The following is a 22,707-nucleotide window of genomic DNA, read 5'->3' on the forward strand; positions in this document are numbered from 1 at the left end:
GTGCAAAAGACACGGGCGGGCGCATTGCTGGCTGACCAATGAACGGTGAAGGCGGCGAAGGCGGTGAAACAACCCGCCCACCCAATTACTTCAACCGCGCCTTCAGCTCTTCACTGGCTTGATGCAGCGCTGCACGCGTTGCAGGCACACCGGCCAGCGCATTGAGCAAGCCGAAGTCGTGAATCATGCCGTTGTAGCGCGTGGCCGTGACGTCCACGCCGGCGGCGTCGAGCTTGCGTGCGTAGGCTTCGCCTTCATCGCGCAACACATCCTTCTCGGCCGTGATCACCAGCGCGGGCGGCAGCCCCTTCAACTGGTCGGGGGTGGCCAGCAGCGGCGATGCGTAGATCTGCTGACGCTGTGCCGGATCAGTCGTGTAGGCGTTCCAGAACCACTGCATCATCGGCTTGGTCAGGAAGTGCCCCTGCGCAAATTCGTCGTACGACGCGTTCTCGAAGCTGGCATTCGTAACCGGCCAGAACAGGACTTGCGTGCGCAGTGCGGGCGTACCGTGCGCCTTGGCCATCAGGGTCACCACGGCGGCCATGTTGCCGCCCACGCTGTTGCCGGCAATCGCCAGCCGCTTGCCGTCTACGCCAATCTGCGCGCCGTTTTCTGCCACCCATTTAGTGGCGGCGTAGATCTGGTTGATGGCTACCGGATACCGCGCCTCGGGCGACGGCGTGTAGTTGACAAAGACAGCGACGGCGCCGGAATCGGCCACCAGGTCGCGCACAAAGCGTTCGTGCGTGGGGAAGTCGCCCAGCACCCAGCCGCCGCCGTGCACGAAGATGAAGCCAGGCAGCGTGCCCTTCGCGCCGGCCGGGCGCACGATCGTCAGGCTGATCGGCTTGCCATCCACGGTGATGGTTTTCTGGCTAACGTCCGCGGGCGGCAGCGACACCTTTGCTGCGGCCTGCGCGCCCACCAGCACGGCACGCGCATCTGCGGGGGACAGTGTTTCCAGCGGCTGTCCGCCGCCCGCGGCCAGGGCGTCGAGGAAGGACTGGGTGTTGCGTTCCACGCCCGGGCTGCCCGCAGCAAGGGCAACGCTTGCTGCCACAGAGAGCAGGGTGCCGGCGGCAAATTTGGTCATGCGGTTCATAGCAGTGCTTCTTATCGGTTGTCGGGGGAGGGGGGTGCGGGTCAGACCAGGCTCAGGCGTACGTCGATGTTGCCGCGCGTTGCGTTGGAGTACGGGCAGACGATGTGCGCGCGGTCGATGAGCGTTTGCGCTTCGGCCGGGTCCATGCCGGGCAGGCTGATCTTCAGGTCGACTTCAATGCCAAAGCCGTTCGGAATGACGCCGATGCCAACGGTGCCCTGCACGGACACATCTACCGGCACGCGGATCTTGTCGCGCGCGCCCACAAACTTGATGGCGCCCAGGAAACATGCGCTGTAGCCGGCGGCAAACAGCTGTTCGGGGTTGGTGCCTTCGCCGCCGGCACCGCCGAGTTCGGTCGGCGTGGTCAGGCGCACGTCGAGCCGGCCATCGTCAGTGATGGCGCGACCATCGCGGCCGCCGGTGGCGCGAGCATTGGCACGGTAGAGGACGTTTTCGATCGACATGGTGGTTCTCCTGTGAGAGGGGAGGTACGCGCATCGGCTGTCGAGGCCGTGCCGCATTGCTTACGATTAAATAGCGCACTATTTAATCGGTTTAAAAAAACGGACGCGATCAGGCGCCCGTCGGCGATACGTATGTGCTCAGGCGGCGTTCTTGAAGAGCCGCCCCCGCAATGCATTCAACTGTGTGCGCAGTTCTTCCAGCTCGCCGGGCGCGCACTCCATGGCCGCAGCCATGCATGCCGGCACTTTCTCGGCCCGCTTCTCCAGCGCCTTGCCTGCCGCCGTGAGCGAGATGATCACCCGCCGCTCGTCCTCAGCCGAGCGCTGCCGCTCGATCAGCCCCGCCGCCTCCAGCCGCTTCAACAGCGGGGTGAGCGTGGCGGAGTCGAGGAACAGGCGCTCGCCAATCTCCGACACCGTTTGGGCGTCCTGCTCCCACAGCACCAGCATGACGAGGTACTGCGAATACGTCAGGTCCAGCGCCTTGAGCAGTGGCCGGTACGCCTTGTTGATCCCGATCATGGTCGAGTACAGCGCAAAGCAAAGCTGCTCGTCCAGGGCGAGGTCACGGCGTGCGGAGGAAGGCTTGCGTGTGTTCATGGAGGGGAATATATATAGCGTGCTATTGAATTGCAAGCTAATTTTTTTAGATGGGTTTTCGGTGCGGGCGGGGCGTGATCAACGCGCGCAAAGGCGGGCCGCTAGAATGGGCCGCACGCACGTTGCCAGCACTCCGAGAACTCAGCGGTTTCCGGGTCTCCAATTTCGGATATGGGCGGGTCATGACCACCTTGATTGTTATCGCACTGTTTCTCGTTGCCCTGCTATCGGCGGCGTTCCCTGGAACGAAGTTGCCTGCACCGTTCAGTGGCCGCAGCTGTCAGGGAAAAAACTGGCGCAGAGCTTTCCCGTCAGCCTCAAAGCCAGAGATTCGAGAATTTCTGCTGCTGTTTGTCCGCGCGTTTGCGTTGCACGACGGGGAGACGCTAATGCTCAGGCCGGATGATGAAATTCTGGCGATATATCGGACCTTATACCCACGGCAATGGACTCCAGACGCGCTCGAACTCGAAACCTTGGCAAAGGATGTTGAGAAGCGGTATGGGCTGGGGCTGCGCCATATCTGGAACGAAAGGCTAAGCCTCGGTCAGCTGTTCGCACATACCCAGCAGCCCGCGCAGGGGACGCCGATCAAGGTTTCGGCGATCGACTGAGGTCACATGGCTGCCTTGCTGGGGGACTAAAAAATGACGCGAAAACTCAGTGTCTTTTTGATTGCGGCGGTTGCGTCATCGCGCACGCCGAAGAGGCGGAGCAACCAGCATGGCGCGCCAAACCTCAGGCATACGCCACAGTCAACAACATCTTCGCGACGCGCGAGCCATTCAATCGGGCACTTGTTGTTGACCAAGCGTTTGTAGAACCGACGCCCGACAAGGGGCTACGTTTCTGGTTTCGCATCTATGGCCCCGACTACCGCATTTACTCTGAAGCGGGCGATGCGAAAAAAATCGCCGAGGGGATGTACCGCTACACCGGAAACGGAGAAACGACTTGCGACCTGCTGTTCCGGCTCTCGCCCTTGCGTACCCTTCGCATCCAAGGCGTGTTGACGCCCGACGGTAACCAAGGCGGCGCTCGATTCTGCCCCACCGCAATCACTCTATCCTTCAAGCCTTAAATGACCACAAGGAGAACCGCATGATCAAAGTGACCGTGATGTACCCCTACGCCGAAGGCGCACGCTTCGACCACGACTATTACCGCGAACGCCACATGCCGCTGGCGAAGGCGCGACTTGGCAATGCCTGTGCGTATTACACCGTCGATAAAGGCCTGGCCGGCGGAGCACCCGGCACGCCACCTGCCTACGTGGCGATGTGCGCGTTCATCTGTGAATCGGCCGATGCGTTCCAGGCGGCCATGAAGCAGCACGGCGCGGAGATCCTGGCCGATATCGTCAACTACACCGACATTGCACCGGTGCTTCAGATTAGCGAGGTCGTCGTCGAGCGTTCGGATCGTTGAGTGCGGCGGACGTCCAGCCAGAGCGTGTAGCCGGCCGGGGCGGCACCGTGACTTACGGGCGGGTCGCCGGCAAGCCGGAAGCCGCCCTGGGCCGCTCTGGCCCGCCCCTTCAGCCGCCTGGAGTGGATCGAGCAGTCTTTGCTCGGCGGGCTGGGACAGGGGCGGGGCGTTCAATCAACGCCATGCCATTCCGGTTAGCCACGTGGCAGCGTGGATCACTGCAAACCTCACGTCGCGCCGCAGCTTGTAAAGCAGGCGCGCTCGCGCTTTGCGGCGCTTCCACCTATAGCGACCTGAGCCAGGCCACCGATTGCGCCAGCGCACCCTTGCCGGCGTCGGTGTCCAACCGGAACTGATATTCGTGCCCGAGCGGGGGCTGGTAGTCCTTCGGGAAGAAGAGGCTCGTTACATTCACTCCCTGCGCCTGCAGCGCGGCTGCGAGGGCCACCGACTGCGGCCCGAGCGGATCGGCATTGCCCGCACTCACAAACGCGCGCGGAAAGCCGCGGGCGATGTAAGGGGTGATCGACATGGTGTCGAACCCCGGGGCCTGATGCCAGTCTCGCTTGCCGCTGTACGCCCACGCGGTCGCCTTGACGAACCAGGCACCCAAGCCGCCGCTTTGGCCCATCTGCGTGATGTCGTACACGCCGCAATAGAGCAAGACGCCGGCGATCTGGTTTGCCAATGGCTCGGGTGAGATTCCCAGCGCTTGCGCATAGCGCTCGTTCGTCACCAAGGCCGCCGTCTGCGCCGCGATTTGCGCCCCCGCACTGTCGCCCGCCAAGACCATCTTGTTTGCATTGATCTTCAATTGCGAAGCCTGCGTGGACAGGAACGCAAGCGCCATGTTGGCCTGCCGGATGGGCGTGGGATAGGTCGCATCGGGCGCGATGGTGTAGTCCACATTGACGACCGTAAAGCCCTTACCTGCAAGGATCTTCAGATAGTTGGCGAGATCGGCCCGGCGCCCGGAAACAAATCCGCCGCCATGAAACCACACGACGACAGGGCCGTCCGGGGTGGCCGCCTTGCCGCGATAGATGTCCAGGCGCCCATCCGCGTCGCTGGGGTCGTAGACCAGGCCGGTTTGCACAGCCACATCGTTGGGAACCAACGGCTCCAATGCTTTGGATGCCTGCGCAGCGCCGTGATCGAAGATGGCGCGGATGACCAACACGCTGGGCCATGGCGATGCAAGGCCGGCGATCACCACAATCACCAACAGAAGCAGGACCGAAAGGACGAGGCGTTTCATGGCCATTGCGCAAATCCCCGCGGGTGAGTGGTCGTGACGTTTTGCGGCTGGTCGCTGGTGGCAGCTCGCGCGATTCTAGCTTCTCATCGCCGGGGCGGTTGGCGACCATGGTGTAACCGCGTGGCCGGGAACGAGGCAGCGTGCCTCGTAGGGTGAGAGCGTCGTCGCAGTGACTGCTTCACGGCTGAAACATTCCAATTGGCATGCCCGCCCTGACGATTCCTTGTCCTGGCAGGCTTGCTTCGCTCAATTCAGTGACTTGCCTGTTTCAGCCATGACACAAAAATGCGTGCTGCAGGGGTGCATGGTCTCTCCTGACGGGTGATTTTCTAGACAAATCAGGCGGTTAGTCGTCATGGCATGGATGTCGCTCTAGGGCCCCCGGGGAGGAGCGAGCCATGCCGACAATCACCTCGCAGCGCCATGCTTGGCGTTGGGCGACCTTTTGCGCGATAGAGCCAACCGCACTGGCTGCGTGTCTGGCGATGGCGCTTGCTTTGGCGCCGGCACATGCCGACGAGGGCGACATCATCGTGCAGCGCGATGTCACCCCGCGCGTCGCCTATCGGGGCGTTCAGACCGATGCACTGCCCATCCGCACGGCGGTGAGCCCGTTTCCTACGCAGGCGTTCAATCAATCCGTCGGGTCGGTCATGTCGGTGCTGTCTGACGGCGAACTTGGCGCATCGCGCGCCGCTTCCGGCAACGCAGCGACAGGCCTGCAGCGCGCCCTGACTTCATCCACGGGAACCGGATTGCAACCCACCGCGGGCGGGCTTTCCGTCGGTAATGCCGTGAGCGGCGCTGCCGTTGGCGGCGTAGGCGGGCAAGTGGTGCAGGCCACGGCGGGCATTGCGTCGCAGATCAGCGGCGCACTGGCGCCGCTCTCGCGTGGCGGGCAGCCGTGAAGTCTCTAACGTGGCACTTCATAGTGGCGGTGCTGAGCGCCGTGCCGGCTGGCGCGGCGTGGGCCCAAAGTGCGCCGGTGTCCGCCGTGGTGGAGGGCGATGCCGCTGCAAACACGGCCGGGCGCGTGGCCGTCAATCAGGCCTCGGGGGCGGGCAACGTGCAGGCCAACGTAGCCGCCGTGTCGACCGATGAGGCGCGCGTCGTGTCATCGCAGTTTGTCGGGCGGGTACGGTCGGGCGTATCGGCATCGAGCCGGCTGGCGGGCGCGTCTTTCAATGGTGCGGCGGGTCTGGTGTCGATCAATCAGGCCAGCGGTGCCGGCAACGCACAGCTCAACGTCGCGGTGATCGCCCCCACTGCGTCGGTTGTGCAACAGCAATCCCATCACATTGAGCCACTTGCCGACAATGCCCTGTCGGGCGTGGCTGCACAGTCTCGTCGTCAGGATGCCGCGCCCGCGGCGGAGGCCAGGCAAGACGCGTCGATCGCATCGACGGCGTTGCGCAATACCTCCGGCGTTGTGCAGGTCAACCAGACGGCAGGAACGGGGAATGTCGTATCCAACGTCTTTGTGCTCCGTCCCCCGGCGGGCACTCTTTTTTAACAGCAACAGAAGGAAGGGAGATCACCATGAAAGCCAAACTGACTGCCATTGCTGTACTCGCCCTGCTGGCTGCAGGTGCAGCCCACGCTCAGGGACGAGACGACGGTCCGCGCTCCTCCGGGGCGGTTATCAGCAACGTGACCGAAATCAGCAATGACATCCACGTGCAGGGCTACGGCCTCGCGCTGGGTTTCGTGCCGTTCAGCTCGGAATCGTCGGCGGTTGTCGATTCCACGCAATCCAGCAACAACAACTCGGTCGACCTGCGGCGTGGCAGCAATACGGCGACGGTTGATGGACAGGCGCTCAAGGGCGCGCAGGGCGCAGTCGGGGTGAACGTCACGTCCGGCGCTGGCAATGTGCAGTCCAACGACGTTGCGCTGGCGGCCGTGGATGCCGGCAAGGTGTTCGCTTCGGCCCAGGTGTTCAATAACCAGGCGGACCCGGGTGAGTCCCTGTCCATCGGCAATGCGGCCAACAAGGCATCGCTGGGCGGTAGCGCTCTGAACGGCGCCAAGGGCACCATCGGCGTGAACATCGCTGCGGGCGCAGGTGAGCTGCAAGAGAACGGCATGGCTGCATCGACCAACACGTCGGGCCGTATCGCCAAGGCCACCGACTACAACAAGCAGTCGGCTGACAACAACTCGCTGCGCCTGAATGGTTGCGATCCGACCAATGTCGCATCGCTGAACGGCACTGCACTGATGAACGCCATGGGCAACATCGGCGTGAACATCGCGGCTGGCGCGGGCAACCTGCAGCACAACGGCCTGGCAATCGCCACGGCCAAGGCCGCCAACTAAGGCTAGCGTCCAAACACCCGGCCGCTGCTCCGGCGGTCGGGTGTCCGTTCCCCAAGGGGGGGATTCATGCGACTGAACCGGCAATCGGTGGGCAGGGTGATGTTGTGTCTCTTCTGCGCAGGCGGCTTGTGGGCAACGCAGGCCAGTGCCCAGGAGGGCGCGATTGCGTTGCGCGCCGACAGCGAAATGCCACTGAACAAGCCGGTCAAGAGCATGGCGGAACTGCGCTATCGCAGTGTGATGCGACAGCAGCAGGATTTCAGTTGCGGGGCGGCTGCGGTCGGCACGTTGCTGCGCTACGGCTATGGCTTGGACATCGATGAGCGCCGCGTCATTGCCGACATGATGAAAGTGAGCGACCCGAAGCAGGTCGCCGAGCAAGGATTCTCCATGCTCGATATGCGCAACTATGTGCAGACACTCGGCTTTAGGGGCCGTGGCTACCGTGTGGACATGGCGGCATTGCGCGATCTGGCGATCCCGGTGATCGTCTTGTTGAGCCTGAACGGGTACCAACATTTCGTGGTCGTCAAGCGCGCGGCCCAGGGGCGGGTGTTTATCGCCGACCCTGCACTGGGCAATCGCATCATGCAGGAGTGGGAATTTGCGCCTGCGTGGAATGGCCTCGTATTTGCAATCGTCGGCGACGTGTCGGTCCAGGCCGATTCAGGATTGCTGCAGACGAATGCTCCCAGCTTGCGTGCGCGTGAGAACGCCGCGTTCTCGGGAGGGATGCTGCCGATCCAGATGGAATTTGGACCTGCCCGGTGGGACCTGTTCTGATGAAAACCAAGACACTCGCATGGATGCTGCCGCTCGCGTATGCCGGCTGGTGTGCCGGAGCCAGCGCCGGGCCGCTCCCTGATCCTTCCGCGCCGGCCGAAGCGCACGACAGTGCCGTACTGTTTCATACCGGCACCGCAGTCGAGCTGGCCGATGACGGTGAGCTGGCCCAGCAGCGCGGCAAATACCTCGGCGCCAGCATCGTCAGCGGATTCATGATTGAAATGGCCTCGCAATGGCGCAACGAAGCAGGGCAGGCAGCGGCCGAAGCGCGGCTGCTCGCCACCAACCTGCGCACCAGTACCGCCAGCGTCGCAGTGAGCACACTGGCGTCGGTGCAGATGGGCATAGGGGCTCTGGCGGGCGCCACACCCGGGGCGACAGCCTCCGGCGGGGCCGGTGTACAGGTCAACGGTGTCGGCCAGGTGACACAGGTGGCTGGCAACAACAATCTGGCGAGTAACACCACATCGATCTCGATGCAGACCGCTCCATTGCCTACACTGCCTTCGGGCAGCGCGTTGGCAACGGCGGCGCAGAACGGATTCACCGCCCAGGCCCAGGCGGGCGCGGGTGGCGTGCAGGTTGCCATCACCAGCCCGATGGGCGTCGTCTCGCAGTCGGTGACGCCCAATCTGGCCGGGGCGGCGGGGAGCGTGATGCAGGTGGCGCAAATGGCGGGCAATGCGCAGTTGATTGCCAATCAGTTGTCGATCCAACTGCAGATGCAGACGATGTCGCGTCAGCAGCTGGCTCAGATCGGCGTGGCGCAGGCATTGCAGGCGGTGGCGGGTTTACGCCGCTAGACGTGCCGATGCAGAATTTCCTATAACGACGCAATAGAAGAACACACAGGCAGGCAGTGAGAGGCGGCGCTCGGCAATAGGGCCGGTGCGCTGAAATGGAGGCTCTTTAGCCTCCGCCTTGCTTTCCGGGGGGAAACATGGGACACCGACGCACGGCAGTGGCGTGGGCAGTGGCATGTTGGTCGTTGCTTCCTGCAGCGGCCGAAGCGCAATCGGCGCCGTCTGCCGAAGACTCCTTTGACGCGCGCCTGGCGCGCCTGCAGCGCATCATCGAGCGGCAGCAGAAGATCATTGATGCATTGGAAGAGCGCGTCGGCGACCTCGAGCTGGTGCGCGTGCGCGGCCGTGGCGTCGGTGCCGGCAACGCACAGGCATCCGCTGCGGGCGCAACCACGGCAACACAATCGCCGTCGTCTGCGCTGGTCGCCCAATCCGGCAACACGGCGCCCGCGTCGGAAAGCACAACCGCCGCGCGCCCCGACCCCAACGACAAGCCTCGCATCCAGAGCAAGGACCTTGTCTTTCAATCCGAGCACGCGCCGCTGTTTGAGCGACGTTTCACAATCGATACCGGCATCAGCTACAGCTACTACGACCGCCGCAACCTCGCGCTGTCGGGCTTTCTGGCGCTGGATGCGATCTTTCTCGGGCAGATCAACCTGGTCCAGACCAAGGCCAATGTCACGACCTTCGACGTCACCGGCCGCTATGGCTTCAGCGATCGGCTGAGCGCGGATTTCACAGTGCCGGCCGTGTATCGCTCCAGCACGTTCTTCAGCGGCGGTGCGGGTGGGGCATCGAGCACCGTCAGCGAGGCAGACAAGACGTCCGCGGGCTTGGGCGATGTGAGTGCCGGCATCTACTATCAGCTCGTCAAAGAGTCAGCGGATTTGCCGGACATTGTCGGCAGCTTTCGCGTGCGTGCACCGACCGGGCGTTCACCGTTTGGCATCAAGCTGATCCATGCCGACAGCAATAACAACAACCTGATCATCGACCAGCAACTGCCGACCGGCAACGGTGTATGGAGCGGCACGCTGGGCATGTCTTTCCTGAAGACGTACGACCCGGTGGTGTTGTTTGCCAATGCCAGCTACACGTACTACGTGCCGCGCTCGTTTGCTGACATCTCCTCGACCGAAGGCGTGGTGCAGCCGGGCAAGGTCAAGCTGGGCGATACCATCACCCTGGGCGGAGGCCTTGCATTGGCGCTGAACGACCGCACGGCGCTGACGATGGCTTACAGCACCGCATTCTCCGGCAACACGCGCATCACCCCAGAGGGTGGCGCCGAACAGTCGGTGGTGGGCAGCAAAACCAACGTAGGCACGATGACGTTCGGGATCAGCCATGTGCTGACCAAGAACTTGTCGATCAGCGCCACGCTGGCCATGGGCCTGACGCCGGACGCGCCGAACTACGTCTTTACGCTTCGCTTCCCGTACACGTGGTAGCGCAGGGGTCGTGGCGCCCGGCAGACGGCAAGACGTGACGTAGGTGGAGCGAACGGCAACGCAACGAACGCGCCTGAGCGCGGGATGTTCTGCCCTGGCTCGAGAGGTGCGCGTGCAAAGCCACAGGCTAGTCGGCATCCCGGCGAGCGGATCCCGGTGCAACGCGTTTTTGACGATCGACCGCATTCAACGCCCGCAGCACGGAGCGTCCGGTATCGGTCAGCCGCGCACGGCGGCGGTGCCCTTCGGCGGAGCGTTCGAGCATGACCAATTGCCGCTCCAGCAGCGCGTCCAATTCAGCGCGGTTCATGTCGACCTGCTCGGGTGACTGGCTGATCAACATCAGCGTGGCAAATTCGTGTGCACTCAGCATCTTTGTCTCCTAGTAACAAACAACCGTAACCAGGGGGCACGGTGCCAAATGCAGGCGCGCAAGGAGCGCGCCCGCCTGCAAGGCAAAACGACGGCCGGTGATGGGCTCAGCCGGCCTGGACTTCAATACGCCGCGGCTTCGCCTCGTCGCGGCGCGGGATGGTCAGCTTGAGAACGCCGTCGCGCAACTGCGCATCGATGCGCGAAGCGTCAAAGTCCGGGCTCAGCACAAAGGTGCGCGAGAAATGCGGGTGCCGAACTTCGCCATGCTGCAGACGCAGACCTGACGGGGTGGGCACCATCAGTTCGGCATCGACCGTGAGGGTGCCATCCTGCACGCGAATATCGAGCTTCTCGCGCGGCACGCCCGGCAGGTCGGCAAACAGCGTGATGCCCTGGCGGTTTTCGAAGATGTCGACAGGCGGCGCCAGGTGCGTCTGGCGTGCGGCGGGTTGCTCCGCCGGCTGCTTTGCGACCGTGGCACGACCCGGCTGCGCCTGGGTCGCCAATTGTGTGGTGTCGTTCATGATGGGCTCCTTCATGCTTGGGCAAGCTGTGGCTCAGCCTTGCACTGTGATCTGACGCGGCTTCGATGCCTCCGACTTGCCGACGCTGATGGTCAGGCAGCCGTTGACGTACCGTGCATTGACCTTGTCGGGGTCGACGTCCTGTGGCAACTCAATCACGCGGCGGAACGCGCCGGTGAAACGCTCGTCGGCATATACGCGCGTGTCGTCGGTCATCTCGAAATCCGGGCGCTTGCGCTCGCCGCTGATCGTGAGCAGCCCCTTGTCGATCGAGACGTCGATCTGCGCGGGGTTGAGCCCCGGGGCGAACGCGACGATCTCGACCGAGTCATCGGTGCTGCCAATGTTGACGGGTGGAAAGGTGCCCAGGCGCGTGGCGCGCAGGCTGGCGGGTGCCCCCGCAAAGAGAGTGGCCATCTGCCGTTGCAGGCGATCAAATTCGCCCAGCAGATCGGTGCCAAAAAACAGATCGCTCATGGCTGGCTCCTGAAGGGCCCGCACGGAGACTGAACCGAACTACGCGCTCCAGTTCATCCGTCCGTGGCGGGCCACTGACAAACAAATCGAAACACGCAGCGCGAGAACCGCGACTGCATTGACGAAACCTAAAATAGGGAAGCAGGCAGAAATTTCAAGAGGCCATTGGACACATCATTCGGAGGCTTCATGGACCTTTTCAGCACAGTGCATGAACAGATGGACGCGGTGCGTCTGCCGTTGGTCGCGGTGACCGTGACAGCGGCCCGGCGCCCGAATACGCCGCTCGTGGCGATCCTGCATTGGCATGGATTTCGCCGCGCCAGCCCGCTCGTGTTGCCGGGAGTCGACATTCCACCGCGCTCCGTACCGGGCTCGGCCATTCAACTAACGCACGCCTGGCAGAGCGTCGAAGCCGTTGACGAGGCGCTGCTCGATGCCGCCTGGCAGCTCGGTGCATGGGATCTTGAGCGCGTCGAGCGACGCGGTTGCAACGTGGTGGGCGCATCCGCAGGTGAAGCGCTGGCATGCCGTCAGGCATTCGGCGATTACGAGGGTGCATCGGCGGACGAGGCACTCATCGATGGCGCCCCCGATCGTGCCGAGTTGATGCAGATTGCAGCGAACGAAGGCTACCTGCGCTGGCTGTTCCGGCCCGTCAAGGGTGGCGTGTGGCAGGCGCTTGAGGAGCCGGACGATACGCTCGGCCCGGATGGTGGACGCGAGCCGCCCTGTCCTGTCCTTCCAATCCCCCGCCAACTACCGCGCCACCGGCCGGTACGCAGCCGTACGGTCTACCGCCTTGGAGCCGTCCGGCGCATCCTGTTGCCGTGAAACATTTTGTTACAAACACGCCGTTCGCGAGCCTCTTGAAGTCGCCGCGGAGCGCTTCTATTTTGCAATCCGCCAAGCATTTGGCACGGCTTGTCAGCCCCGTTCAGGCGCCATGCTTGAACGGCGCGCAAGCCGGATTCCCTTTTTTGGTGATCTATCGCTCAGGAGATGGAAATGAAGATTCGTCCCCTCTACGACCGGGTTATCGTCAAGCGAATCGAACAGCAACGGACGACGGCCTCGGGCATCGTGATTCCTGATTCCGCCGCAGAAAAACCCGAGCAAGGTGAAGTCATTGCGGTCGGCACGGGCCGCCTGCTTCAGGACGGCACGCAGCGCGAACTCCAATTGAAGGCCGGTGACCAGGTGCTGTTCGGCAAGTACGCCGGGCAGACCGTCAAGGTCGATGGCGAGGAACTCCTCGTCATGCGTGAAGAAGACGTCATGGGCGTCATCGAAACCCACGCCGAGGCGGTTGCCAAGGCCGCCTGAGGCCTCGAGCCGCTCGCGAACACTGCCGGACAGGACACCGCAAATAGGCCGGTTGTTCGCGACGTGTTGAGTCAACGACTTATCCGGAGCAACAAACATGAGTGCAAAAGACGTCAAGTTCCACGACAGCGCGCGCGTCCGTATCGTCAAGGGCGTGAATGTTCTTGCCGATGCCGTGAAGGTGACGCTCGGGCCCAAGGGCCGCAACGTTGTGATCGAGCGCAGCTTTGGCGCCCCGACCATCACCAAGGACGGCGTGTCTGTCGCCAAGGAAATCGAGCTGAAGGATCGCTTCGAAAACATGGGCGCGCAGATGGTCAAGCAGGTCGCATCCAAGACCGCAGACATTGCCGGTGACGGCACCACCACCGCCACCGTGCTCGCTCAGGCCATCGTGCAGGAAGGCATGAAGCACGTGGCCGCCGGCATGAACCCGATGGACCTCAAGCGCGGTATCGACAAGGCCGTGGCCCCCGTGCTCGATGAGCTTCGCAATCTGTCGAAGCCGATTTCGACCAACCGCGAGATTGCCCAGGTGGGCTCCATTTCGGCCAACTCGGACGAGGCCATCGGCAAGATCATTGCCGATGCCATGGAGAAGGTCGGCAAGGAAGGGGTCATTACAGTCGAGGATGGCAAGTCACTCGACAACGAGCTGGACGTGGTCGAAGGGATGCAGTTCGACCGCGGCTACGTGAGCCCGTACTTCATCAACGACCCAGAAAAGCAGGCCGCATATCTGGACGATGCGCTCATCCTGCTGCACGACAAGAAGATCTCGAATATCCGCGACCTCCTGCCGATCCTGGAAGCGGCATCGAAGGCCGGCAAGCCGCTGCTGATCGTGGCGGAGGATGTCGAGAGCGAAGCGCTGGCCACCCTGGTGGTCAACGCCATGCGCGGCATCCTGAAGGTCGCTGCGGTCAAGGCCCCCGGCTTTGGCGATCGCCGCAAGGCCATGCTTGAAGACATCGCCGTGCTGACCGGCGCAACGGTCATCTCCGAAGAAACCGGTAAGCAGCTCCAGAAGGCTACGTTGGAGGACCTCGGCCGGGCCAAGCGCGTGGAGGTTCGCAAGGACGACACCATCATCATCGACGGTGCCGGCGACCAGGCCAGCATCGATGCCCGCGTCAAGTCCATCCGCGTGCAGATCGACGAGGCCACGAGCGACTACGACCGCGAGAAGCTGCAGGAACGCGTGGCGAAGCTTGCCGGCGGCGTTGCAGTCATCAAGGTGGGCGCGGCCACCGAAGTCGAGATGAAGGAGAAGAAGGACCGTGTCGACGATGCGCTGCACGCCACCCGTGCGGCCGTCGAAGAGGGCATCGTTCCGGGCGGTGGCGTGGCCTTGCTGCGCGCCCGCTCTGCAGTGCTCAACCTCAAGGGCGCGAACAGCGATCAGGATGCCGGCATCCGCATCGTGCAGCACGCGCTGGAAGCACCGTTGCGCGCCATCGTCGCCAACGCCGGTGAAGAGCCGTCCGTCGTGATTGCGAAGGTCGCCGAAGGCAAGGGCAACTACGGCTACAACGCGGCCACCGGAGAGTACGGCGACCTCGTGGAAGCGGGTGTCGTCGACCCGACCAAGGTAACGCGCACCGCGTTGCAGAACGCTGCGTCTGTCGCCGGGTTGATCCTGACCACGGATGCGACCATCGCGGAGGCACCGAAAGAGGATAAGCCCGCGCAAGTGCCGGCCCCTGAGCTGGACTACTGAACCACGCAGTTGTGCTGCCATCGACTGGCCGGTTCGCCGGCCGGTGCAACTGCATTCCGGCGCCGCGAGTTCCCGTTGCGGTGCCGGCTTTTTGAGGTTCGATCACGCCCATGAAGCTGCAACTCACCATTGACGCGAAGCACCTGGACGTAGAGATCGATGACGTCGTTGCCGGCTTGCTGGCTGCACGCCTGGGCCTTCCGGAAGGAGCCGACCACCGCGATGCGATCGCGCGGCATCTCAGCGAGGTCAGCGCTCCGTGGGTGCTGGACGAAGAGCACATGCGCAAACGCGTGCTACGTCGTCTCATTCTCGAGATCGCGGACCCGGCACTGTTGATGCGTCATCTCATGATGGATTAGTGCTCGACTTACCAGCTCCGGCCCGGAAGACGTCACGCCTGCCAACGAGGCCATGTAGAGCGCGAGAACGCCGCTGCACGCCCAACCATGACGGCATTCCTGGTCCCGTATCGACCCAGCTCAAAAGGGGATAGGGGCGCGCGCATGTGCTGCCCGGTCGATATTTTCAGGCTTGGCTCTTTCCGAGCGTCTTGGCCATACAGAGCAAAGGCTTGCCAGAACCCACGTCCACGACACCGCTCCAGCCCAGAGACGCCCCTATTGCCCGCCTATCCGGCACAGGGTAAAAATCGGTCTATTGCCCCCCAATCTCGACTGGGAGTCGCGCACCCATGGACCAACCCGCCAAGCTCAATGCCGATTCCCTGGGTATCGTTGAATCGGTGATCATGGGCATCGCCGGTACTGCCCCGGCCTACAGCATCGAGATCACGACTTCCACCATCATCGGGACGGCCGGCACGCAGTCGCCGGCCAGCATCCTGGTGTGCGGGCTCATCATGTTTGGCATTGCGTACGCGTTCATCAACATGAACCGTGCCCTGGCGAGTGCCGGCACCTCGTATTCGTGGGTGAGCATGGTATTCGGGCGCGCACTCGGCTTCTTTGCCGGCTGGGCGCTGCTGGTGCTGTGCTGCGTGTTCATGGTGTCTGCCATGATTCCGGCGGCAAATGCCACGCTGCTCATCTTTGATCGGCCCATGATGAACAACGTGCACTACGTGACGTTGATCGCGGCGGCATGGCTGACGTTTGTCAGCGTGGTAGTCGTCAAGGGCATCAAGCTCACCAGCTACGTGCAGGTGCTGATGACGATTGTCGAGGGTGTCATCCTGCTGGGGATCATCGTCGCGAGTTTCATGGTGTTTCCGCGTACGCCGCAGCACCCGTTCTCGTGGGTCTGGTTCTGGCCTTTCGCGTTCACACCCAAGCTGTTCGCCAACGGCGCGTTGGTGGCGATCTTCTTCTTTTACGGCTGGGACGTGACGATGAACCTCAGCGAAGAGACGCGCGACGCGAACAGCACGCCCGGCCGCGCCGCGTTCTGGTCGATGGTGTTCTTGATGGTGTTCTTCCTTGTCTTCATCGTCATCACGCAGCTCGGGCTGTCCGATGCCGAGATCCAGCACTACAACACGAACATCATCTTCGCCATTGCAGAGAAGCTGTTTGGGCCGACCTGGGGCTACGTCGCGATCGTTGCGGTCTTGCTGAGCACGGTGGGAACCGTCGAAACCCAGATGCTGCAGTTCACGCGCACGCTCTTTGCCAAAAGCCGCGACGGCGCACTGCACGCGCGCTATGCGCGCCTGCATCCGGTTTGGCGCACGCCGCACATCGCCATCTTCTTCATCTGGCTGACGGGGCTCGCACTGCTGTTTGTGTCATCTTATCTGCCGACGATCAACGTCATCCTGCAGGATTCGATTACCGCCATCGGCTTCCAGATCTGCTTCTACCTCGGGCTCACCGGGCTGGCTTGCGGCTGGTACTACCGCAAGGTGCTGACGCAGGGGCCGTGGGTCGCCATCACCCATGTCATCTGGCCGGTGGCAAGTGGGCTCTTCCTCTTCTTCATTGCGCTCTACAGCATCCCGACCTTCGACTGGGTCACCAATGTGGTGGGCATGGGCGGCATCGCCATCGGTGTCATTCCGCTGCTGCTGAACCGTAAAAAGATCTGGTCGGCTCGCTCCGCCTGAGCCAGTCCGATGCACCCGTTGCCATTCACCCGGCGCCAACCTGGGGCGCCGAATGCTGTCAGGCTGCGCTGACAGCGCCTGCCGTATTCACCTACAGAAACAAGGGCGCGCCCGGACAACACAATGAGCGCCCGCTGATAGCGACAACTGGGCGTCACACAGATACTGAAGTCGGTGACATCCGGCTCTCGATAAAGGTCATTGCCATGGACGACTATTGCACGCTGTGCGGGCGGCGCGGGCATTCTGCGTCGCACTGCCCATGGGGTTCGTATATGCGAATCCGTCGCTGTTCTCCGGTCGTGTTGAAGAACGATCGTTCATTGACGTTTCGAAAATGCCCCACTTGATGCGCCACACGTAACAGGTGGGGCTTTCCATTCGGTCGAGTGGAAGACGCCTACCGACCGGGTGGCACATCGAGCGCGATCGCTGTCCGCGGAATCGCAAGCTGGATGCGGTATCCGCCTTGCGGGAGCGGCCCCGCAGCGAAAGTCCCTCCCAGGCGGCGCACGCGCTCGCGGATGCCGGCGATCCCCGATGACGGCGGCCGCCCGGCTGCGGGTTTGGTGGAGTGCGTGACGACGGCGCCATCGTTGTGAATCGCCAGCTCGCAATTTGCCCGGTCGCATCGGAGATCGACCACGACTTTCGTTGCCGACGTCGCATGCCGGGCAACGTTGGTCAGACCTTCCTGCACGATCCTGAACAGCGCGGTGGAGGCGGCGTCGTTGAACGCCACCGTATGCGTATTGCAGTTCAGTGCGACCCGCAGGCCGGTATGTTGTCCGAAATCGGTGACGAGCCAGTCGAGCGCGGGCAGCAGCCCCAGGTCGTCGAGCATGGTCGGCCGCAGGCCCGCTGCAAGACGCCGGACCGACGCGAGCGCGTGGTCAATAGCATGGCTCATCGCCAGTGTTCTTTCGCGCGCGTATGCCAGGGCTTCCGGCGTGGTGCTGTCATCTGCAAGCAGGCCGGTGATGATCATCTTCAGCGCAGTCAATTGCTGCCCGAGGTCATCATGAAGCTCGCGCGCAATACGCTTCTTTTCTTCTTCGCGAGTGGCTTCGACCCGGGATGCCAACTCGCTCGCGTACTCGAGCTGCTTGAGCCGCTCGCGCTCGGTCAGGTCCCGGGTGACCTTGGCAAAGCCGATCAGGTCGCCGTCTTCATCCCGCAGGGCAGTGATCACCACGTTGGCCCAGAAGCGCGAGCCGTCCTTGCGGATGCGCCATCCTTCGTCTTCCCAGCGGCCAAGGGCGGCGGCACGTTTGAGTTCTTCGCCCGGATAGTTCTGCGCAATTGCCTCGGCAGGATAGAAGACCGAGAAGTGTTGGCCGAGGATTTCGTCGGCGTGATAGCCCTTGATGCGTTGGGCACCGGCATTCCAACTTGCGATGTGACCTGTGGGATCCAGGAGGAAGATTGCATAGTCCTGTATCGCGTCGACCAAGGTGCGATAACGCTCCTCCACGGGCACGTGGGCGATGGCTGCATCGCTTGCCGGTTTTCGCAATCTGTCTGCGTTGGTATCCATATCAAGCCCCGTCGCAGCGGGTTCGGGCGTCTAAGGCACGCCAGTTGGAGGCCGTTTTCCGAGCATCTACCCAAGAATATGCTGCTGGAGGATGGCAATCAAAGGCACCGATCTGGAAGCGCGTTTGCGCGCATGGACATGGTCGCGATTGCCGCTGTGGATATGTGGATAAGCGCGTGAAGAACTTCAGGGACAACTGTGTTGGCTGCCCGGGGTCAGGTTGTCCGCAGCACGGGCATAACTTTGGTGGTTGCCGAGAGGGTGGGGCGTGCCCTGCACGAGTCATCCACGCAACGGCACACACTGTCCGATGGGTTGTGCAATTCGCAAGCCGTTGACGCAAAAGCGTTTTCTGCAGCTATCCACAGAAACGGTCCACCGTTATCTACTACTACTATTTTTATATACAGAAGAAATAAAGAAGACAGCAAAGACGGGCAGGGCAAACGCTCACGGGTGCTTGATGTTTGATGTGCGTTACGTGAGCGCGCCCAGCAGAAACGCGGCGATGCTGGCCGTGGTGAACGCGGTCAGCGTGCACATCGGCATGAAGGGGTTGGTCGCTGACCATTGCAGGCCTGCGCGTGGTGCAGCGACGCCCAGCGTCAACAAGATCAGCAGCGCAATCGCACCGGCAAACGTCGCCTGCCGGCGTGTGTCCCGCTGAATCAGAAAACTTTCCATTCATCCCCGGAGTTCGAGACTGTGCGTGTCCGACCTGCCCGCGTGTCGGTGTGCCTACATCCTAGGGAGCGTCAGGCGGTGGGAAAAGCCTAGGCAATGATCCGGGCAAAAAGGAGATCGCTACGGCTGGCCTAAGTCGGGTGGCCTAGGCTTGCCCACAGGCCGGTTCCAAGGGAATTGAAGGGAATCTTTAGTAGTGTGGGTCCGGCATCTCACGGTTGTTGAAACCCCCGGGCCCTTGGCCAACGCTGTATGGAATCACTCAATCACACGCTGTTTCTTTGGATCAACGCGTCGGCCGACGCATCGGCTGCCACCGTCTGGCTGGCGATGGCCTTTGCCGAATACGCGATCTGGCTGGTGCCGCTCACGCTCGTCGCCGGCTGGCTGTGGGGTGAGCCCACCACGCGCAGGCAGGCACTGCAGACCGGCGTGGCTGCAGCGCTGGCGTTGTCGATCAACGTCGGCTTCGGCCTCGCGTGGTATCACCCCAGGCCGTTTGCGATTGAACTGGGCACGAATCTGCTGCCGCACGCGCCGGATTCGTCGTTCCCCAGCGACCACCTGACGGCGCTGTGGACCGTGGCATTCAGCCTGATGTGGAACGCACGCCTGCGCCGCGTGGGCGTGTTGCTGGCGCTTTTGGGCTTGCCCATGGCGTGGGCGCGCATCTACCTGGGCGTGCACTATCCGTTCGACATGCTGGGCGCGGCGGCTGTGTCGGCCCTGTGCGCATGGCTTTGCAGCGGGCGTGTGGCGTATACGCTGTCGGAGCCGCTGCACCGGCTGGGGCTGGCCTTGCATGGCGTGGTGCTGGCGCCCTGCGTGCGGCGCGGCTGGGTGCGCAAGTAAGCCCGCTCAGGCGTGACGGCGCCACGCGCGCCAGAACAGCACGAAGGACAGCACCGTCGCCGCCACGTTGTAGAGCGTGGCCAGCGCAAACGCGTGGCCGTAGTGCGCAGCGTGTGTTGCCGCTTCCGCCGCGACCGCGCCATCGGCCCCCTCCACCTGACCGAGCAGCGAGAACAGCAGCACGCCCACCACCGTCACGCCCACCGCATTGCCCACGGCCTGCATGGTCGTAACGGTACCGGCGCCCATGCCGGCCTGGGCTGTTTCCACGCCGCTCAGGATGGTGTTGAGCGACAGCGGAATCACCATGCCTTGCCCGAAGCCGTTGAGCATCAGCGGCAGGATCAGCCACGCAGTGCCCGCGCCCAGTTGCGCCATGGTGGCCAGGACAACCATGCCCACGGCGAAGATCGCTACGCCCAGCAACAAGGCGCGCTGCCCGATGCGTTCGGCCAGGCGGGGCGCCGTCAGCGAGCCCGTAAAGAAGGCGACGGCCGCCGGCGTGAACACCAGCCCCGCTGCCAACGCCGACAAGCCGCGCCCGAACTGCAGCAGGATCGTCAGCGCCAGGAAGTACGAACTGATGGCCGTGTAGAACAGGAAGATCGCCAGCACGCCCAGCACAAAGCTGCGGTTGCGGAACAGCGCCATCTCGATGATGGGGACGCGGCCCGCCGCCGACAGCGTCTGCTCCACCCGCACAAAGTGGCGGAAGACCAGCAGAGAAGCCAGCGGCACCGCCCACGACCACCACGGCCAGCCGGACTCGCGGCCCTGCATGATCGGCACCAGCAGCATTGCCAGCGCCACCGCGCCGGCCACGGCGCCGTGCACGTCCAATCGCGCGGCCACCGGCGCACGCGATTCCGCCACGGAGGCCCGCGCCGCCAGCAGCGCCGCAATGCCGATTGGCACGTTCACCAGGAATACCGCGCGCCAGCCCGACACGTTGGCCGCCAGCGGATGCGCGATCAGCCAGCCGCCGATGATTTGCGAGACCGACGCCGCCACGCCCTGCACGGCGCCCATGGTGCCGAATGCGCGGCGTCGCGCATCGCCGTCAAACAGTACGCGCAGCGAGGCCATCACCTGGGGCATGAGGATGGCCGCGCCCAGGCCTTGGCCGACACGCATGGCGATCAGCATCCACGGCGTGGTGGCCAGCCCGCACAGCGCAGATGCGAGCGTGAACAGCGCCATGCCTGCCAGAAACATGCGCTTGCGTCCGAACAGATCGCCCAGGCGCGCGCCGTTGAGCAGGAACACCGCATACGCCGCGCTGTAGCCGACCATCACGAGCTGGATTTCGGCAAAACTCGCATGCAGGCCGGCCCGGATGTCCGGAATCGCCACATTGACGATGAACAGGTCGAGAATGGTGACGAAGTTGCCGGTCAGCAGCGCCGCCAGCGCGGGCCAGTGCCGTTTGGCTGGCGAGGCAACGCTACCGGCGGAAAGGGATTCCGTTGACATGGGCGATCTCGGGTTATTAATATACGGTCGTACGTATACTAAAGGGCGATTGGCCCACGTCAAGGGTCGATTGTGTTGACCCCACTCATCGATAGGGCATTGCCATGAACAAAACCGACGGCCGCCGCCAGCGTGGCGAACGCGCGCGCGCCCAGGTGTTGGAGCACGCCACCGCCATCGCTTCCACCGATGGGCTGGAGGGCCTCACCATCGGCCGCTTGGCCACGGATGCAGGCGTGGGCAAGGGCAATATCCAGGTGCTCTTCGGCGACAAGGAAACGCTGCAGCTCTCCACGCTCGACGCGGGCGTGGTGCACTACCGCGAGAAGGTGGTGAAGCCCGCGCTGGCGCTGGAAAGCCCGCTTGCCCGCCTGCGGGCGCTGACCGACGGCTGGTTCGACTACGTGGCCAGCGGCGCATCGCCAGGCGGCTGCTTTGTCTGCGCGGCCAGCTACGAATACCGGGCCCGCCCGGGCGCGATCCAGGATCGTGTGCGCGGACACCGCGAGTCGGTGCGTGCGCGGTTTCGCGAGACGATTGCCGCGGCGCAGGCGGCCGGTGAATTGCGCGCGGATGTCGACGTCGATCAGCTCGTCTTTGAGATCGAATCGTTTCGCTCCAACGCCAACGTGGCGTTTCTGATGGGCGACATGGCGGTGTTCGAGCGCGCGCGCCGCAGCACGCAGGCGCGCATCGACGCGGCGCTGGCCTGAGCGCGGCTGACCCGCGGCCGACGCGCGCGCACAACGCTGGTACTCAGGTCAGTCCCTCTCCGTCACCTTTGGTTACACTTCAGCGGCATCGAGCGTGCGTGCCACTGCGCTCGAAGAAGGAAATGCCGATCTCAGAAAAGGTTGCCTTTGGGGGGGAGCGCATGACGCTCAGAATGACCGCCTCTTTGTTGGGAGGCGCTTTGTGGCTTGCGGGCTGCGCACAGCCGTATGTAGAACCGCCCGCGGGTGCCCGGACCGTGCCGGTTGAGTTTATACGGCCCGCCAGCGGCGCGGCCGCCGCATTGCTGGTATTCGATGACGCCCGCACATGCACGGGGCAACGCGTGGCAATTGCCACGAACCAGCCAGCGCGCTCCGTGCGTGTGCTGACCGACGTGCCGACGACCATGGCCGTGAACTTCGTGCGTCCGGCGGGGAACCTGACCTATTTCTGCTCGGTTGCGGTGAGTTTCGTTCCGCTGACGGGGCACCGTTACCAGTTGCGTTCGACTTACTCCGAAAGCGAGCGGGGCTGTCGGGCGGCACTCATCGAATCCAGCAATGGGCTGTCATGGCGCCCGGTGGCTGCGCGCTATCGGCAATGGGCAACGCAATCTGCTTGCCAGCCCTTGACCGACGCCGATATCGCGCACATGCGTGATCGCACCCGTTCGGAAGATGGATCGACCACGCTGAGCGACCTCAAAGATTTGCTGGTGCCCCAATGAGGCGGCCCGCTTG

General features: G+C 63.4%; 25 protein-coding genes and 1 pseudogene. 16 read left to right on the top strand and 10 right to left on the bottom strand.

All coding sequences use genetic code 11. The features are described from left to right. Nucleotides 1–85: 85 nt before the first annotated feature. From ACUXH0_RS07805 to ACUXH0_RS07815, 3 genes are all read right to left on the bottom strand, one after another. A complete protein-coding gene (locus tag ACUXH0_RS07805; RefSeq protein ID WP_012436682.1) occupies nt 86–1,105 on the bottom strand; it encodes an alpha/beta hydrolase in 1,020 nt (339 codons plus the stop codon). A gap of 41 nt (nt 1,106–1,146) precedes the next feature. Next, complete coding sequence (locus tag ACUXH0_RS07810) at nt 1,147–1,572, bottom strand: organic hydroperoxide resistance protein (RefSeq protein WP_182593865.1); 426 nt, start codon at nt 1,570–1,572, stop codon at nt 1,147–1,149. 138 nt (nt 1,573–1,710) lie between these two features. Continuing rightward, nucleotides 1,711–2,172: a MarR family winged helix-turn-helix transcriptional regulator gene (locus tag ACUXH0_RS07815; RefSeq protein WP_015855863.1), complete on the bottom strand. Its 462-nt coding sequence runs from the start codon at nt 2,170–2,172 to the stop codon at nt 1,711–1,713. 182 nt (nt 2,173–2,354) lie between these two features. On the opposite strand from ACUXH0_RS07815, the gene ACUXH0_RS07820 reads away from it, so the two are divergent. After that, nucleotides 2,355–2,786, top strand: a complete 432-nt coding sequence (locus tag ACUXH0_RS07820; protein ID WP_182593866.1) for a hypothetical protein — start codon at nt 2,355–2,357, stop codon at nt 2,784–2,786. A gap of 487 nt (nt 2,787–3,273) precedes the next feature. Continuing rightward, nucleotides 3,274–3,600 carry an EthD family reductase gene (locus ACUXH0_RS07825; protein ID WP_009239636.1) on the top strand — a complete coding sequence of 109 codons (327 nt, stop codon included), beginning with the start codon at nt 3,274–3,276 and terminating at the stop codon, nt 3,598–3,600. Between the two features lie 283 nt (nt 3,601–3,883). On the opposite strand, the gene ACUXH0_RS07830 is transcribed toward ACUXH0_RS07825, so the two are convergent. Beyond that, entirely contained in the window at nt 3,884–4,858 is a 975-nt protein-coding gene (locus tag ACUXH0_RS07830; protein WP_203551897.1) for an alpha/beta hydrolase, read from the bottom strand. Between the two features lie 398 nt (nt 4,859–5,256). Here ACUXH0_RS07830 and ACUXH0_RS07835 point away from each other — a divergent pair, with 398 nt between their 5' ends. The 6 genes from ACUXH0_RS07835 to ACUXH0_RS07860 all read left to right on the top strand — a co-directional run bounded on the left by ACUXH0_RS07835 (nt 5,257) and on the right by ACUXH0_RS07860 (nt 10,220). After that, on the top strand, nt 5,257–5,766 hold the full coding sequence (locus ACUXH0_RS07835) for a hypothetical protein (RefSeq protein ID WP_009239638.1): 510 nt from the start codon (nt 5,257–5,259) through the stop codon (nt 5,764–5,766). Continuing rightward, entirely contained in the window at nt 5,763–6,371 is a 609-nt protein-coding gene (locus tag ACUXH0_RS07840; protein ID WP_182593868.1) for a hypothetical protein, read from the top strand. Before ACUXH0_RS07835 ends, ACUXH0_RS07840 begins: the two co-directional genes overlap by 4 nt. A 26-nt stretch (nt 6,372–6,397) precedes the next feature. After that, nucleotides 6,398–7,177 carry a hypothetical protein gene (locus tag ACUXH0_RS07845; RefSeq protein ID WP_015855857.1) on the top strand — a complete coding sequence of 260 codons (780 nt, stop codon included), beginning with the start codon at nt 6,398–6,400 and terminating at the stop codon, nt 7,175–7,177. A gap of 66 nt (nt 7,178–7,243) precedes the next feature. Next, complete coding sequence (locus tag ACUXH0_RS07850) at nt 7,244–7,960, top strand: C39 family peptidase (protein WP_012436675.1); 717 nt, start codon at nt 7,244–7,246, stop codon at nt 7,958–7,960. After that, entirely contained in the window at nt 7,960–8,766 is an 807-nt protein-coding gene (locus ACUXH0_RS07855; RefSeq protein WP_182593869.1) for a hypothetical protein, read from the top strand. The genes ACUXH0_RS07850 and ACUXH0_RS07855 overlap by 1 nt, the downstream gene beginning before the upstream one ends. A 137-nt stretch (nt 8,767–8,903) precedes the next feature. Further along, on the top strand, nt 8,904–10,220 hold the full coding sequence (locus ACUXH0_RS07860; RefSeq protein ID WP_154208007.1) for a transporter: 1,317 nt from the start codon (nt 8,904–8,906) through the stop codon (nt 10,218–10,220). Between the two features lie 127 nt (nt 10,221–10,347). Here ACUXH0_RS07860 and ACUXH0_RS07865 read toward each other — a convergent pair whose 3' ends face one another. The 3 genes from ACUXH0_RS07865 to ACUXH0_RS07875 form a co-directional block, all read right to left on the bottom strand. Then, the gene (locus ACUXH0_RS07865; RefSeq protein ID WP_015855853.1) at nt 10,348–10,593 is read right to left on the bottom strand and encodes a hypothetical protein; all 246 of its coding nucleotides are present in this window, start codon (nt 10,591–10,593) and stop codon (nt 10,348–10,350) included. Nucleotides 10,594–10,699: 106 nt separating this feature from the next. Further along, entirely contained in the window at nt 10,700–11,119 is a 420-nt protein-coding gene (locus ACUXH0_RS07870; protein WP_182593870.1) for an Hsp20/alpha crystallin family protein, read from the bottom strand. Between the two features lie 33 nt (nt 11,120–11,152). Next, a complete protein-coding gene (locus ACUXH0_RS07875; RefSeq protein WP_182593871.1) occupies nt 11,153–11,596 on the bottom strand; it encodes an Hsp20/alpha crystallin family protein in 444 nt (147 codons plus the stop codon). A gap of 189 nt (nt 11,597–11,785) precedes the next feature. Between ACUXH0_RS07875 and ACUXH0_RS07880 the strand changes: the two genes are divergently transcribed. From ACUXH0_RS07880 to ACUXH0_RS07900, 5 genes are all read left to right on the top strand, one after another. Next, nucleotides 11,786–12,430, top strand: coding sequence for a hypothetical protein (locus ACUXH0_RS07880; RefSeq protein WP_004628762.1), 645 nt, complete (start codon nt 11,786–11,788; stop codon nt 12,428–12,430). Between the two features lie 174 nt (nt 12,431–12,604). Then, nucleotides 12,605–12,922, top strand: a complete 318-nt coding sequence (locus tag ACUXH0_RS07885) for a co-chaperone GroES (protein ID WP_182593872.1) — start codon at nt 12,605–12,607, stop codon at nt 12,920–12,922. A 97-nt stretch (nt 12,923–13,019) separates the two neighbouring features. Then, the gene (groL, locus tag ACUXH0_RS07890; protein ID WP_182593873.1) at nt 13,020–14,642 is read left to right on the top strand and encodes a chaperonin GroEL; all 1,623 of its coding nucleotides are present in this window, start codon (nt 13,020–13,022) and stop codon (nt 14,640–14,642) included. Nucleotides 14,643–14,752: 110 nt separating this feature from the next. Beyond that, nucleotides 14,753–15,004, top strand: a complete 252-nt coding sequence (locus tag ACUXH0_RS07895) for a hypothetical protein (RefSeq protein ID WP_004628769.1) — start codon at nt 14,753–14,755, stop codon at nt 15,002–15,004. A 332-nt stretch (nt 15,005–15,336) separates the two neighbouring features. Beyond that, entirely contained in the window at nt 15,337–16,707 is a 1,371-nt protein-coding gene (locus ACUXH0_RS07900; RefSeq protein WP_004628771.1) for an APC family permease, read from the top strand. Between the two features lie 400 nt (nt 16,708–17,107). Here ACUXH0_RS07900 and ACUXH0_RS07905 read toward each other — a convergent pair whose 3' ends face one another. Next, complete coding sequence (locus ACUXH0_RS07905) at nt 17,108–18,244, bottom strand: PAS domain-containing sensor histidine kinase (protein ID WP_182593874.1); 1,137 nt, start codon at nt 18,242–18,244, stop codon at nt 17,108–17,110. A 486-nt stretch (nt 18,245–18,730) separates the two neighbouring features. After that, nucleotides 18,731–18,928: pseudogene (locus tag ACUXH0_RS07910) on the bottom strand (diguanylate cyclase); the annotation flags it as partial. A 252-nt stretch (nt 18,929–19,180) separates the two neighbouring features. On the opposite strand from ACUXH0_RS07910, the gene ACUXH0_RS07915 reads away from it, so the two are divergent. Continuing rightward, nucleotides 19,181–19,780, top strand: a complete 600-nt coding sequence (locus ACUXH0_RS07915) for an undecaprenyl-diphosphatase (protein WP_182593876.1) — start codon at nt 19,181–19,183, stop codon at nt 19,778–19,780. Nucleotides 19,781–19,786: 6 nt separating this feature from the next. Here ACUXH0_RS07915 and ACUXH0_RS07920 read toward each other — a convergent pair whose 3' ends face one another. Continuing rightward, nucleotides 19,787–21,253 carry an MFS transporter gene (locus tag ACUXH0_RS07920; protein ID WP_012436664.1) on the bottom strand — a complete coding sequence of 489 codons (1,467 nt, stop codon included), beginning with the start codon at nt 21,251–21,253 and terminating at the stop codon, nt 19,787–19,789. A gap of 104 nt (nt 21,254–21,357) precedes the next feature. Here ACUXH0_RS07920 and ACUXH0_RS07925 point away from each other — a divergent pair, with 104 nt between their 5' ends. Then, entirely contained in the window at nt 21,358–21,966 is a 609-nt protein-coding gene (locus ACUXH0_RS07925) for a TetR/AcrR family transcriptional regulator (protein ID WP_012436663.1), read from the top strand. 344 nt (nt 21,967–22,310) lie between these two features. Then, a complete protein-coding gene (locus tag ACUXH0_RS07930; protein ID WP_249262905.1) occupies nt 22,311–22,694 on the top strand; it encodes a hypothetical protein in 384 nt (127 codons plus the stop codon). Nucleotides 22,695–22,707 lie beyond the last annotated feature (13 nt).

The organism is Ralstonia sp. 110700041-2, assembly GCF_056280165.1.